The organism is uncultured Cloacibacillus sp., from assembly GCF_963926575.1.
Lineage (GTDB): Bacteria > Synergistota > Synergistia > Synergistales > Synergistaceae > Caccocola > Caccocola faecigallinarum.
Genome location: NZ_CAWUXW010000002.1, coordinates 227,187 through 240,915 on the forward strand (window position 1 = coordinate 227,187; position 13,729 = coordinate 240,915).

The window sequence follows — 13,729 nt, forward strand, 5'->3', positions numbered from 1 at the left end:
AATACCTCCTATTCAATCTCGGAGCTCAATTCGAGAATATCGTCGAGAAGATTCTGCACAGCCACGGTCCCGCTCTTTTCAGCTGCTCCGTCTCTGGCCGGCGTATCCTGCGGCAGCCAAGGACGCGGCGGCAGATCGCGTTCAACTTCTCTGAATTCGATAGAGTCAACGGCCTTTTTTAAGGTTCCTAGTTCACTGTCGCTGTCCCATATAATTCCAGTGTCTATGTATGGGACGCCGGCGTTGTGCTGGTCCTCTATTGCCCGCAGCATCGCGCGCCGCGCAGCCTCGTCGACCTGTCTCTGGAAGTCGTCGGCTGCTGGGTCGACCTTGCGGCTTTCTTCACGGAAGTAAAAGACCGCGGTGTTTCTGTTGGGATTCTGCGTCCCTCCGAAAAGGCTGCCGCCATGATTTTTCAGGAAGAAATCTATGTTCTTCTCTTTCATCTTCAGATAGTCTTTATTTCCGGCGCTCAAGTTCTTGCTGTATTCGATAATTTGATTGGCCTCGTCGTTGGAGAGATACCCCATAGCGACCGCCTTTCTGAGTTCGCCGTCGGGGAGCCCTCTGAGCTTCGCCTCGCCGAGCTGTGCGAAATAAAGGTCGTGCTGTTCTTCGCTTATACCGAGCCTCTCTCGTACCAGCCGTTCCTGCTCGTCCTGAGGGAGGCTTACATATTCCGGATTGAAATAGGCAAGCTGGCGCACCGCTTCCGCTCTTGTAACCGGAGTGCGGGTAAGAGAGATTCCGGGCTTAGGGGCGAATACGCCGGTTCCGTGCACTCGATCATTATCGACCTGCAAACTCAGCGCCCACGCCTCGCCCTGCGCTCCGTACCCCTTGAATTTTTCTCCGTATGAAGATATAAGCCGCTCGACATCGCTGTGCGAGCCTCCGCCGTACAGCAGTTTTTGTACCTCAAGTTCCGCAGATTCCAACTCGGCAAGGTGCGCCTTCCTTGTTTCAGAATAGAGAGAGCTGACATAGCTGCGATAAACGTCTTCGTCTTTTCCTTCGTGCGTTTCCCTCACTTCGGCAAGAGCGTCGGAAAGACCGTCTATCCCGTATTTTGACATCAGGCGCGCAGCCTCGTCCTGCGCCTTCACCGGCAGCGCCGCCTTGCTCACCGCCTGGCGCAGCTTCTCGTAGCTCACGCCGTCGAAGGCCTTGCGGAACCGTTCGAGCATAGCCTCGGCGCGCATCGGGTCGTTGCTTAAAAGCGAATCCAGCCCGTAGCCTATGAGACGGCGCATAATGTCCATCTCGTTTTTGTCGTTCGTCTCGGCTCCCTGGTCCCCGTTTATCGTCAGATTCACCTGCCGCACGGACGATATGGCGGCGTCCACAGCCTCGGGCGAGTCGAAGCCCGCGGCGAGCGTTACGGCCTCGTTCTTCAATCGCTCCTCCGCCTGCTCGGCGTTCCACTTGCGCACCTCCGTGGACTCCTGACGCGAAAGCGCGAACGTCGCGGCGCGCTCGTGCGGCATAATGGCCTCTCGGAACATCATGCGCTGACGGTCGTTCTCAAGCTCTCCCGCCATCGTCTCCGCCTGATTCGCATAAATATCGAGCGACCTGTCGTAAAGGCCGTTCGCATTTGCGCCAGTCGTGAACATAAGCCCCTTCTGCGGGTCGAACCTCGTCTCCTGGTCCCACTTGAGATAACGAGAGACCGCCTCGTTCACCTTCGCATTGTCCCAGTCGTCCTGGCGGCGCTTCGTCACCGCCTCAAACTGCGCCGCCGCCTTCTTCGCGGCATCCGCGAAAACCTCGCCGGAGCGGTCGACGACGCCGAAAGCCCCCTGCGGGGCCGCCGGGCTGCGCCTTATACGCTCCACAGGCTCCTTAGCCACGACTCGCCTCATACGTTCAACCTGCACAGCGCATCACCCCCAGTATCCGCTGTCGAACAATCCGGTCCCGCCCGAAAGCGAGCCGGAAGATTTCTTACGCTTGCCGCTGCTTCCGCCCGTCAGATAGTCCCATTTGCCGGCAACCAGAGAAGCGCCGCCAAGCAGAGAGCCCCACAGAGCCGCCTTGCCGGTGTTCGTAGTCGCGCGAGCCGCGTTCTCGCCGCCTATGCGAGTGGCCTGCGCGTTCCACGAAGACTGCTGCGCCTCCGCTATACGGCCGCCGCGAGATCTCATCGCGTTGAAACGAAGATTGGCCGTATCCTGCTCCTCTATATGCGCCGTCTCGCGCAGCAGGTCCATCGACGAACCGGCTCCGGCGTTCAACCCCGAAGCTCCCGCCGCCGCGCGCTGCGCGCCGCGTATCTGCGCCGCTTTGTTTCTCAGCTCGCGCTCCTCTTCGGCCGCGCGCGCCGTGATATCGTCCGCCTCGACCCTCGCGCGCTCCGCGTTGAACTCGTGCTGACGCGCCGCGTACTCCGCCTGCTGTCGCTGAACCTCCGCCTGCTGCCTTGCGGCGCTTGCCTGCGCGATGCCGCCCAACACCGTAGAGCCTACAGAAAGGGCCGTCGCCGCAACCATACCCATCTAAACCGCCTCCTTCGAATGGGAAAAAGGAATAAAATCCATGCCGTAAACGCCGTAAGGCTGCGGCGCGCCGAGCTTAAAGCCCATAAAGGTCAGCCAAGCAATACTCTTTTCGTGCCTCGCGTCCACCCGGCTGCGCATATATGGATAACGGGCGAAAAGACGCGACGCCACGGAACGCGAGCCTTTAAGAAAAGCGACCGGAAAGCGCGAAACCTCCGGCGTCGAAAAAGCCCACGGCGTCACCCACTTCCAGTCCTCGCGCGCAAGGCCGAAGACGAAGACGCAGCGTCCTTCGTACACGACGCTCCAGCATCGGAAACTCATTAAGAAACAATAATGCAGCGCCGCCTCCGGCCCCGTTCCTACGGCGGCCATAATCTCGGCTCTGTCCGGAAACGAAATATTCCGCGCGACCTCAAGACAGTCCGCGAGGCTGCCGCCGCGCACGTAAGGCCTACCGTCCACTTGCGACCGCCACCTTCGGAAGCAGCGAAATGACGGTGCAGGGCAGCGGCTCGTCAGCTATTACGCGCACCCTGCCCGACGAATAGCCCGCGTTCAGCCCGAGCGTCATAATGCCCGTCGTGAGCGATATAGGCGCGCCGTAGGGCTCTGTGCTGCGCTCCTTGAACTCCATAGCCTCAAACGGCACCGGATCGCCCTCCGCCGCCCCTATCTTTATTCCCCTGCTCTTCTCAACGCGCACGGCTACCGAGATAAGCCGCGCGCTGCGCCCCTGCTGCGTGCCGTCCTGACGCGGAAGCGTGAGGTCGAGCGTCTCAAGCTCCGCGCGGTACGGCAAGCCCACGTGTACGACCGAAGCCGGATGCTTCAGCGTAATCTTTCCGTTCTCGACCGTAAGCCCCTTTATCACATTGCCGTCCGCAAGAACGGCGGCGTCTCTCCCTTCAAGGTGCGAAAGCCCCGTAATCTCCGACTGCGGCGTCTCGTATCGTTTCGTCACGCCGCAGTCCACAAAGAAACATTCCTGAGGGCTCTCCGCGCTCCTCGCCGCCATCTGCTCGATAAACCGCTTATAACCGTCTCCGGACTGTCTTTTTACGGCGAGCCACACCTCGTCGCGCTCCGCAGAAGAAAGACAGCAGACCGACTCCACCTCTCCGTCCGTTTCGATACGGCTCCACGCGACGACGTCCTGCTCGCGCAAATAAGTCAGGGCCAGCAGAGAGCCGTCGTCGAGCGCCACCCATACGATAGAATCCGGGTCCTGCTGGTAATCCATCGCGGCGACTGTCCTGTCCTTGAAAAGATGCGTCGCGAGCACGGTCAGGTCGTTGCCGCTGTAGCTGTCGGATTCAAAGGCATAGCCCAGGTCGCGGATAATCTTCCCCTGCTTCTGCACGAAAAGCACCATATTGCCAATGACAACCGGAGTAACCATACTCGCGCCCCTGTAGCCCTGCACGTTCGCCTCAAGCGACGACGGCGTAATCGCGCTCTTAGTGCCGCCCGCCGAAATAGTCCACTCCGCCCCCGCCGTGAGCACGACGAGCGAAGAAAGTGGGACGAAGGCGCGCACCGGCGAAACCTTGCGCGAAACGAGCGAAGCGGTAACGGCGTCATCGTCCTGCAAAACGAGATGCCGCTCGAAGTTGTAATAATCCCCCGTCACGCTCATCCATACGTTCTGCGGCTCCGAGGCGTTCCCGCCGAAACAAAGCCTGTCCTGGTTGAACCCTACGGCGCAGGGCCAGCCGCGATAGTCGCTCCACGCGCCTTCCGACCAGTTCCGCGTCGTACGCGTCGAGGCGGCGTCCTTTTCAAAAGTCCCCTGTGCTACAGTAGCGGAAGTCACCGAATTGATACGTATGCAGCACTCATAATCCGCCGCTTCAGCGGTAAGCTCAAAATAGCCGCGATCCGCATCAGTATTGCCCTCGGGCAGAAAAGTCTCAAAAGATTCCGCAGTCAGCCGGAACCTGGTAGGTTCCTCGACCGTGCCGGATTCGTCGTAATTCTTGCAGCTCGTCTTGGTGCTTCCCGACGTAAACGTATAAATATCGGTCCAGCGCGCCTCGTCCTCGTCGTAGCGCTGAAGCCTGACTGTACCGCCCCAGAAGCCGGAAGAAAGCACGTGCCAGCCCTCGTAGGCCGTTATTTCGAGCGGCCAGCCTGCGCCTTCTGAAGAAATCAACACCTCACCGGTGAATACTTCCAGCTGCCATTCCGGCGACGGCGAAAATTCAATGACGTTGCCGCTGACTGACTGGACGACGCTGTAAGTATCACCAAAGCGCACCAAACTCCCAACGGTAAGCTTCGCGAGCTGCTCTTCATCTGCGCATACAAGCACCGGCACCATATTGATCAAAGTACCCTGGATAAATACACTCTCCCACACCTTGCCGTCGTTTCCCGAGGTCTTCTTCGTCACCTCGTCCACATGATGAAACACCGAAAACAGAGCCCCGGCGTGCCCCGCGTTGAAAAGAGCGGCCGAAGCCGTCAGAGTAACGTTTCCAGTCATAGACGAAAGCGCTATCGTCGTATCGGTCGAGTTCATCGTGCGAAACGGCCCGCCCTTAAAAGAGCACTTCTCGAGCGTCCAGCTCGTGTCGGCATACCGCGCGAGCTCCATAGGCGGATGGTTCGGATGCACGATGAAAAGCACATCCGCCGACTGCGCGAACGAAAGCGCCCGAAGCTCGCCTTCGAGATACGGCGTCTCAAGCTCGTAGGGAGAGCCGTCCTTCGCAAGCTGCGCGCCGTTCTTGTAAAACCTCACATATTCGTCGCCGAACTCAAGCAGATAGGCGTCCGCGTCGGAATACTCGAACGGCACGAGCCGCACGGCCTTGCCGGCGTGCTTCGCCTCCGCGACGTACCGCATCCCCGCGCGGTTCGAGACGCCGCCGTGCGGATGCACAGTGAAATTCTTCAGCGTCCGCAGCCCGACCGCGTACTTCGCGAGGTCCTCGCGCCCGTAAAGCGACGGGGCGAGCTCGCCGGCCGCGAAGCTGACCTGAGAAGGAAAATAGGCCATCTAAATCACCTTATATCCAGATAATCGCATGGCGAGACGCGAAGCCTCGTCCGTCCCTCGTTCGCGTCGGCGGCGCAGGCGTCGCCGTAGGCCACGATGAACTGCTTCGTAATCTCGTCGCGCATATTCATCGAAACGTCAGCGACCGACCAGCAGGCCATGCGCGCGAGGTTCCAGCATAAAGCCTCTTCAAACAAAGGCGGGAACAACGTAGGGTCGGAGACCATGACGGTGTACTGCGCCGTAGTCGCGGGGAAGTCCGAGCAAATCACGCGGCTTCCGCCGTGCATCCCGATACGGAAATCGCCGCTCCATCTATGACGTAAATCAGCCTCCGTGCGGAAAAGCCGCAGCACCTTCGCGCAGTTGTTCGGATACTGATAGGCGTAAGCCGCGCCCGGGACGGAGCCGACAATATCGGCCAAATCCGTCATGCCGCGGCAGAAATTCCAGTCGTTGCGCGAAAGCAGAGAGGTCAGCGCAGCGTCGTAATAACGTTTCATAACATTGGCTTCGGCGGTCGCCTCCATAAGAGAGGTTATCGTCCGCCCCACGCCCATAAAGCCGAGAGCCTTGTTGCATATCGAAACCTGGCTACTCTTCGTCCAGGCGCCGTTTTCCATAACCTTCGCCCCCTCGTATAAAAAACGGACGAAGGCGAAAGAGCCCCCGTCCGTGCAGTCTGCATACAGCGCCAGCGCGCTACATATTCACGTCCGGCGTAAGATAGCCCTCTATCGTGCCGCCAGTGAAAGTGCCGGTCACGGTAAAGTGCAGCCTAAGATACTTGTCGCAGCCGAGCGGCATACGGACCTTCACATGCTCCGTGTCCGCAGTAAGCGCGGCAAGCGCTATTTCTCCGGAGGTGAAAAGGTCGACCGGAGAAGTAAACGCTTCGTCCGAGGCCGTCTGGAGCTTGACGACGACGCTTGTTCCTCCGGCTCCGGCCTCTATGCCTCTCACGACGAGCCAAAGGCCGACGTAGGCATCTCCCTTGAATCCCGTCTCTATAACGTCGCCCGCGCCGGTCCCGTCCGAAAGGTCGTAGGCCGGGAAGATACATTTAACGTCGCGAATACTCATAACAATTCCTCCTTTACGCGAAAGAAATCTGCGCTTCCGACGTGCTTATCGCGTCGCACCTGCGCACCGGAATCTCGTCGAAGGCCAGCACGCGCTTGCCCGCGACAGTGTCCCAGGTCAGATTGACGTTGTTCTTTTCGAGAATCTGATTGCGCAGCGCCGTGCGCACCTCGCGCGTGCAGTAGAACGCGGGCTTGCAGAGGCCGAGCTTCGGTATAATCTCGGAGGCCTCTATCATCAGCTTCATGAGATTCGCCGGAGTGTCTCCCGCGAGCGTATCGAGGTCTATATTCGCTATGCGCACGATATAGCGCCAGTCGCGGACGCAGAGCCCCATGCGCCACGTGTAATGGCCCTTGTAGGCCATATAACGGCCGCCCTCAGCGTCATGCGCCTCCTTGCGGCCGAGGTCTTCGTGCTGGAGCCCCGCCTGCGTCCCCTTCGGGAAAATGCCGTGGACCGTGTCGTTGCCCCAGCCGACGAGATAGACGCTCGAGCGCCTCGTCCCCGCGTCGCCGCTCATGCCGCCGTTTAAGATATTCTCGCCGCTCTCCGCAGACTTCAGCGCGAAACGCGGCGCGATGCCGAGGAACTTGTCCGGCGTCTTGCGCAGGTCTCCGTAGAAGACGGTCTCCGCCATCTCCTGATTCATCGCCTCGATGAAAGGCCTGTCCTCCGAAAGCCTGAAGGCCGAAACGTCGGCAGCGAGCTCGACGAGCGCCTCGTCTATCTCGGAGAAGGCCTCGAGCCGTCCGCATACGTCCGTGTGCTTCACGGTCGTCGACTTCGACGGCTGCACGCCCTTGTTTATCTGCCTCCACGCAACCTTCGGCAGCCCGGTGCGCATCGTAGTCTCGTGGCCGGTCGGAAGGTTGCCCTCCACGAACGGCATATCCTCGAGGATGTCGTTCGTCTTGTTCATCATCTCGACTATCGCGGGAATGCGCCCGTTCGGGTCCTTCCTCGTCGCCCAGTCCATAAGCGTAAGAAAATCGCTCTTAATCGTCGCCATTGAAAAACCTCCTTATTTCTTCTCTTCGGCCGCGCCGCCGTAAAGCAGCGAAGCCGTATCCTTCGCCTGAGGCGATTTATTCCCCACATAAGAATCCTCGGAAATGGCGAGGCCGACCTTATGGAAGAACCTCACGACCGCGGGATGATATTCGAGGCCGCTGTCCTGAAGTATCTGCACCAGCTCGCCGTCGCCGAACCTGTTCAGCGCCTTGAGGCCGACGCCGAGATTCTGTTTAAGGTTCTTGCCGCCTATATCCGGGTCGGAAACGAGCTTTTTCTTCCACTCCTCGACCATCTCGCCGTTGCGCTCGTGGAAGCCGTCGAGCTCTTTCTGCACCTTCTGCGTGACGAGGTCCGCGAGCGCCTGCGCGTCCTCGTTCGTGACCTTGTACTTCTGAAGCAGAGGCGTCGCCGCGTCCACCATCTCCGTGTCGAGCGCAAAGCCGTCCGGGACGTGAAGCTCGTAAGGCTTAGGCTCTGCGCCGCCTACGTCATCGTTACCATCTCCCTTCTTATCGTCACCCTCGCCGCCGTCTCCGGCCTTCGCGTCGCCCGCCGTCGTGAGGCCGGGAATATCCGCACCGCCCTTCTGCGCGTCGTCTTTATCGGACGGCTGCGGCTCTCCTGCCGGCGGCGTATCCTGCGCGCCGTTTCCGGCGTTTCCATCGTCCGCACCGGTAAGCCCGACGCCTGCGTCCTGTGCCTGCGTACCTTCTCCGCCAGTCTGCTGCGGGTCGAGACCTTCGCCCGCCGCTGTGTTTTCGCTCATATATGACCGCTCCTTTCGCGTTTAGTAGTAACTTGCTCTGAAAATGTCCGGGTTCTCCGTGCATTCGCCGTAGACGGATATCTCCGTGACGTTCAGTTCCTTGTCTTTGGCATTAAAAAATGCCTCCGCTTTCGCGGAAGCACTTCCGGGGTCGTCTGCCCTCACTATGACCGATTCCCTTTTATCCCACGGGGAATTCTCCGTGTCTCCCGTCAGGCTCTCCTTCGGAGGCATGAGCGTGACACGGAATAATTTAGGAAGAGGCGGATTCTCGTTCGGATATAGTTTGTTCAAGCGTTGTCACTCCTTTTTAGAAAATATCGTCCCTTTGTCCCCTGCGCGCCCTGTCCGCCGCGCACTCTGAGGCGTAGACGCCGGCGCATTTGCAGCAGGCCGCAGGTCCGCAGTACCGCGATATGACGTTCCTGAGCCATATCCCGACGGAGCGCCTTCCTTCATTCGCGCAGGTCGCGTAGATGTTCCCCACGTCTAGCGAGGGTTCGTCCACGCCGCTGCGCGAAAGCACGAGGCCGAGGAAGAAACAGCCCTCGCGCGTCGAAAGCAGCCCCTTGACCGCCTTTTCGGTAAGCTTCGCGGCTTCGTTCCCGTCGCGTTCTTCCATTAGAAACCGCCTCCGACCATCTCAAGCAGCGAGCCGCCGCCCGTCTCCGTCTCGCTCATGAGCTTCGCGCCCTGCGCCGCCTGTTCGAGGCTCTGCACGGATTGCTGCATCTCAGCCATCTGGCGCGCCTGTTCCTCCTGCGCCGCGCGCGTCTCGCGTATCGATTCGACCTCCTCGTGCGAACGCAGCACGTCGGCGGGAATTGAAAGCAGGTCCGCGTAGCGCCGGACTGCCGCGTCCATGTTTATCACGTCGATGAGCGACGGATCGGAGCCCATAAGGCCGCCCGTGAAGGATATGAACTGTTCAAGCGGCGCGCGCCCGCTCATCTTCTGCGCCTGCGCGAATATGGAGGTGTACTCTATCTTGAGCGATTCGCCCTCTATATCATCCGGCGGTTCGGGCAAAAGCCCCGCAGCGCGGCAGTAGTGGACGCAGGCCTCGATGGAAGGGCTGTGCTGCTCCTTGGAGAGCCGTTCGAGCACGGGGCCGAGAACAGACAGCTTTTCTTCGTGAAGCTCCGCAATCTCGCGCGCCGTCTTATCTCTGTCCTGCGCGTTCGAGACCATCATGAAGAGGTCCACGAAGTAGCTCTCGCGTATAGCCTGCCGCGCGTCGTTTATGCCGGCGAGCAGCGCGTTCATGTCCGGCTTGATGTCGAGCGCGGGGATGACCGGCTTTCCGCCGGCGGTGCCGTTCATGGAGACGAAATATATCTCCCCGGGCGCGAAGTCCATTATGTCGTTCTGGTAGGCAGCGTCGGCGAGCATAGGCGGGTCGACGAGCTTCTTGACGGCGTTGAGGTAGTCGCGCTTCATGAGCTGGAGCGTCTTGTTGTCCTCGATGCACTCGTCCCCGGGGCCGTAGCCGTATATGTCCGAGCTGCAAAAGTCCCAGCGCGGAGCGAAGACCGGAAAGCGCTCGAAGCCCGAGAGGCGCAGGAACTTGTCCTGCTCCCCCGCCTCCTCCCAGTAGGCCGAGAGGAAGGGAAAGCCGAAGGCCCCGAGCGAGCCTTTCACGTAGTCGTCGTTCGGCTCTATCGCGTGCACTACGGTGAACCACCTGTCGGGGTTGTTCCTGAGAGCTTCTTTGACGGATACTGAGACGTTCTCCGTCCCGAACTCTGAGGCTATCTGTCCCGCCGTCATCTGTATGTCCTCGTAGAAGACGTCGACGCGCCCGCGAGTGCCCGAGGTGCCGAGGTAATACTCGCCGCCCGTGAAGGTGTGGCAGCGTATCACGTCGTCGTAGTCGGGAAGCATTATCATCGCAGATGTTCCGATGGTCCCGATCTCCTCATAGCTCGCGTGCGTGCAGGTGTAGTAGTTGCTCCCGGCGAGCACCTCGTAGACGATATCCTCGACCTCGTTGCACCACTGCCGCATGGGCTTGTAGTCGTACATGTCGGGATTGCCGGGAAGCAGCGTAAACCACTTCTGCGACGGCGAAGTAAGGCCGCTCTGCATGCCCGCCGCAAGGATGCGCACGGCCTTCTTCGCGGTCGAGTCGAAGAGCTTCATCTTCTCCTTGCCGTTTGGCGGTTCGTTCCGCAGCCTTCCGCGCCTCGGGTAGATGTAGTTATACAGTTCGTCCCATTCCGAGGCCACTTTCTGACGTTCAAGCTTGAGCGCCCCCTTGCGCCGTCCGAGCTTTTGTCTAAGTTCAATGAGATTGCGGCCCATATTTACTCACCGAGCTTCTGTTTCTTGCCGGCAGCGGCTGTCGAAGCGGAACTGTTCTGTACGGCGCTGCTGCGCATAGTGCTCGCGTAGCCTCTTCGCTTTCGTTCCTGCTCGTACATGCGGCTGACGGCCGCCTCTCCGTCGGAGACGGAAGCCCTGCTCACGCTTGTAGCCTCCGGCGCAAGCGAAGGCGTCGGCGGAAGCGCAGCCTGTTTGCTGCTGCCCCCGAAAAGTCCTCCCATGTGCATCACCTCCTAAAATGGATCCTTTGAACGCGAAGGACGGCGGCGGACTCTTCGCGCCGAATCTGACGGCGGCGCTACCGGGGCGGCGAAGGTCAAAGCCAAGGCGTCACCGTCGTCCGGCGAAAGAAGGCCGCGTTCTTTCATATCTTTTTTGCTTTCGAGCTGCATAAGCCCTTTCTGGTTGTAAAAGAACTCGGGGCCGATTAGGTCCTCGAATATGTCCTGAGCCTCGCGTCCGTCTTTCGGCAGCGAGCCTCCGTTTTCGAGCCAGTTCTTGACCGAGCTCCACATCTCTATGCGCCTGTTGAGGAATACGCGGCTGTCCGAAGCCTTCTCCTGGAAGAAAACGCCGAAAACGTTCCTGTGTCCCCACGAAGAAAGATTGTCGTATACGGCGGCCCCGACGTTGCCCATGTCGATGAAGCAGGCGTCCGGCTTATGCTCTTCGAGCAGCTTGCCGAGCGTTACGGAGAACTGCATCGTGTTTATCCGCTGCGTCTTATAAACGCGCTTCGCGCAAAGCCCCTGCCGCATCCAGACGGAGCACGAGTCCCCGCCTTCGCGCGCTATGTCGACGCCGAATATCTTCGGAACGCCGTCGAGCACGTCTTCTTTGTAAATTCTCGACTGCGCCGCTTCGACGAGAGCGGACGAAATAAGCTGTCCCGCCGCCTGGTCCGGGAATTCGCCGCGAACTCGGATGCGAAAGAAGTCCGAATCCTCGCCGTACTGTTCTTCCCATTCGCTGAGCAGCTCCTTGTTCGTGATGTCGACCGTGCGGGAATCTACCTTGAAGGTTTTCCATGCCCCGCGGTATTTGCGGAAGCACTCGCGAAAGCGTCCCGTGTTGCGCGTAGGGTTGCCGAAAGCGAGCCAGATGATTTCGGTCTCCGCGTCCGTGAGAGCTCCTTCAGTGACTTCCCATATCTTGTCGTCTATAGCGGAGGCCTCGTCCATTATCACGAGTATGCGTTTGCGCCTGTTGTGCAACCCTGCGAACGCTTCTGTGTTTGATATGCTCCACGTCACGCCGTCGCAGCGCCACGTAGCCTCGAAGCCTTTCTGCGCGGAAAACCACATACGCAGCCCCTCGCACGAGAACCAGTCCCTGACGATTGACCTCTGCCACCATGTGCTTATCTCTGGGAAGGTCTTCGTCTTGAGCTGAGGGAAAGTATTCGCCGTGACGACTACGCGAGTGTTGGGAAATGTAGCGAGCCCCCAGTTCACATACCATGCGACGATGGCCGATTTTCCGATTCCGTGTCCCGACGATACTGCGACGCGGATGGGGCTGTGCGGTTCTTCACGCAACCTGCGGCCCACATAGTCCAGGTGCTCGCGCTGCCATTGCTGGGGACCGGACATTCCGGACAGCGGCCCGTCCGGCTCGTTCCATTTATATGCGTAGAGCACCCAACGTAAGGGGTCGTGCGCCATGCGCCCCATGTCGGCGGCCAGGACGCGCGCTTCAGCCTGAGTCATTACGCGCCTCCGAGGCCGCTGCGGCTGCGCGCCGCGTTGATGTCGTCGACAAGGTTGATGTTCACGGCCGTGTCTGCTTCTTTGAATCCCGCAATCTCGGCCAGCAGCTTAATGGCGGCTAGACGGTCATACGTTTCTATCTCCATTCCAAACTTGCCCTGCTTTATTGATTTAAGCGCGCCGGCTTCGTCGTCGGTAAGGGCGTGCGTCGGAGTGATGAGCATATCCCCAAAGTCGAGAAGCGTCTGCCCTCCGTGGCACGAGGCAAGTTCTTTGAGAACCTCCTCGCGGTTGGGATCGTCCTTATCCGGAGATATGTTCACGAAGTCCGTCAGCCGCGAAGTCGCTATTCCGACAAGCTCCTCGATACACGTATCGCGCAGCATATCGCGGTCCCAGCCGCTCGCCGCAAGCCGCTCTTTTTTCAGCTCCGCGATACGCGCCCGAATCTTGACGTTCCTTGACAATCTCGACGCATGCTCGCCCGCCGACTTTCTGTTCTCGGAATAACCGGCCCTGATGGCCGCCTCCGTTCCGTTGCCGCGGCACTCAAAGACATAAGCCTGACAGAATCTCTCCTGCCTATCGTTCAGTTCGACGGCCACATTTACCACCTCCATACAGAAAAAAATAGCCACGAAAAAAGCCGCCTTCCTCAAACGAGGAAAAGCGGCTCTCTCTTCTTGTCCTCCGCCCCTGCCGGGCGGTTCGTTTCCTTACGGCTTTCGCCAGTGTAAAGATTATAGCACGAAAAACGTTGCAATTTTTTGCAAACAATTCTCTACAATTCAGCGCTTGCGGACTTTGACCAAAGAGAATGTTTATTGCATATAAATGTACGATAGCGGCTTATTAGTTCATTTTACGCGTCCCAGCCGCCACTCTTCCACAAGCTCCTGCACTTCGAGAAACGGGCGGTAAAGCAGATTAAGGGCTTCGTTGCGCAGCTGATAGACGCGCCGCACGCTGAACTTTATTTCACCGGAGATTGCTTCGGCATCGAGCCGCCGCCAGTACATGAGCGCGACCACGCGCCTCTGCCTCTCATTAAGCCCTTTGAAAGCCGCATATACCGCGTTTACAATCGTCTCCAGCGCGCGGAAAGTCTCGTCGCTGTACCTGTCGAGATACCTGTCGGCCGGAGAGCATTGGCGGCCGCCGTCGACACGTTCGGACAGAAGCACGCCTCCGGCGAGCGCGGAAAGGTCGAGAAACTGCTTATATCTCTGGTAGTCGCCGTTTATATCCGGGAAATCCTTTAATACGGCCTCCACCATCCTGTGCCTGTACGACGCCACCGTCATTCCTCCTTCTTTGAGCTGTT

At 59.3% G+C, this 13,729-nt stretch carries 15 protein-coding genes; all 15 read right to left on the minus strand.

Annotation, left to right across the window (positions count from 1 at the left end; translation table 11 throughout):
* Positions 1–8: 8 nt before the first annotated feature.
* Entirely contained in the window at positions 9–1,853 is a 1,845-nt protein-coding gene (locus tag ABGT66_RS03865) for a hypothetical protein (protein ID WP_346688963.1), read from the minus strand.
* 33 nt (positions 1,854–1,886) lie between these two features.
* Positions 1,887–2,498: a hypothetical protein gene (locus ABGT66_RS03870; protein ID WP_346688965.1), complete on the minus strand. Its 612-nt coding sequence runs from the start codon at positions 2,496–2,498 to the stop codon at positions 1,887–1,889.
* Positions 2,499–2,966, minus strand: a complete 468-nt coding sequence (locus tag ABGT66_RS03875; protein WP_346688966.1) for a hypothetical protein — start codon at positions 2,964–2,966, stop codon at positions 2,499–2,501.
* The gene (locus ABGT66_RS03880) at positions 2,956–5,505 is read right to left on the minus strand and encodes a hypothetical protein (protein WP_346688968.1); all 2,550 of its coding nucleotides are present in this window, start codon (positions 5,503–5,505) and stop codon (positions 2,956–2,958) included. The genes ABGT66_RS03875 and ABGT66_RS03880 overlap by 11 nt, the downstream gene beginning before the upstream one ends.
* A gap of 5 nt (positions 5,506–5,510) precedes the next feature.
* Positions 5,511–6,128, minus strand: coding sequence for a hypothetical protein (locus ABGT66_RS03885; RefSeq protein ID WP_346688970.1), 618 nt, complete (start codon positions 6,126–6,128; stop codon positions 5,511–5,513).
* A gap of 79 nt (positions 6,129–6,207) precedes the next feature.
* The gene (locus ABGT66_RS03890; protein ID WP_346688972.1) at positions 6,208–6,588 is read right to left on the minus strand and encodes a Bbp16 family capsid cement protein; all 381 of its coding nucleotides are present in this window, start codon (positions 6,586–6,588) and stop codon (positions 6,208–6,210) included.
* A gap of 13 nt (positions 6,589–6,601) precedes the next feature.
* Complete coding sequence (locus ABGT66_RS03895) at positions 6,602–7,600, minus strand: major capsid protein (RefSeq protein WP_346688974.1); 999 nt, start codon at positions 7,598–7,600, stop codon at positions 6,602–6,604.
* 12 nt (positions 7,601–7,612) lie between these two features.
* The gene (locus ABGT66_RS03900) at positions 7,613–8,371 is read right to left on the minus strand and encodes a hypothetical protein (RefSeq protein WP_346688976.1); all 759 of its coding nucleotides are present in this window, start codon (positions 8,369–8,371) and stop codon (positions 7,613–7,615) included.
* Between the two features lie 21 nt (positions 8,372–8,392).
* Positions 8,393–8,665: a hypothetical protein gene (locus tag ABGT66_RS03905; protein WP_346688978.1), complete on the minus strand. Its 273-nt coding sequence runs from the start codon at positions 8,663–8,665 to the stop codon at positions 8,393–8,395.
* Between the two features lie 16 nt (positions 8,666–8,681).
* Positions 8,682–8,993, minus strand: a complete 312-nt coding sequence (locus ABGT66_RS03910) for a hypothetical protein (RefSeq protein WP_346688980.1) — start codon at positions 8,991–8,993, stop codon at positions 8,682–8,684.
* Positions 8,993–10,675: a portal protein gene (locus ABGT66_RS03915; RefSeq protein WP_346688982.1), complete on the minus strand. Its 1,683-nt coding sequence runs from the start codon at positions 10,673–10,675 to the stop codon at positions 8,993–8,995. Before ABGT66_RS03915 ends, ABGT66_RS03910 begins: the two co-directional genes overlap by 1 nt.
* Positions 10,676–10,677: 2 nt before the next feature.
* On the minus strand, positions 10,678–10,917 hold the full coding sequence (locus ABGT66_RS03920) for a hypothetical protein (protein WP_346688984.1): 240 nt from the start codon (positions 10,915–10,917) through the stop codon (positions 10,678–10,680).
* A 12-nt stretch (positions 10,918–10,929) separates the two neighbouring features.
* Positions 10,930–12,405 (minus strand): hypothetical protein, encoded by a 1,476-nt coding sequence (locus tag ABGT66_RS03925; protein ID WP_346688986.1) that lies wholly within the window; start codon positions 12,403–12,405, stop codon positions 10,930–10,932.
* Complete coding sequence (locus ABGT66_RS03930) at positions 12,405–13,025, minus strand: terminase small subunit (RefSeq protein ID WP_346688988.1); 621 nt, start codon at positions 13,023–13,025, stop codon at positions 12,405–12,407. The genes ABGT66_RS03925 and ABGT66_RS03930 overlap by 1 nt, the downstream gene beginning before the upstream one ends.
* 237 nt (positions 13,026–13,262) lie before the next feature.
* The gene (locus ABGT66_RS03935) at positions 13,263–13,709 is read right to left on the minus strand and encodes a hypothetical protein (protein WP_346688990.1); all 447 of its coding nucleotides are present in this window, start codon (positions 13,707–13,709) and stop codon (positions 13,263–13,265) included.
* Between the last annotated feature and the right edge of the window lie 20 nt (positions 13,710–13,729).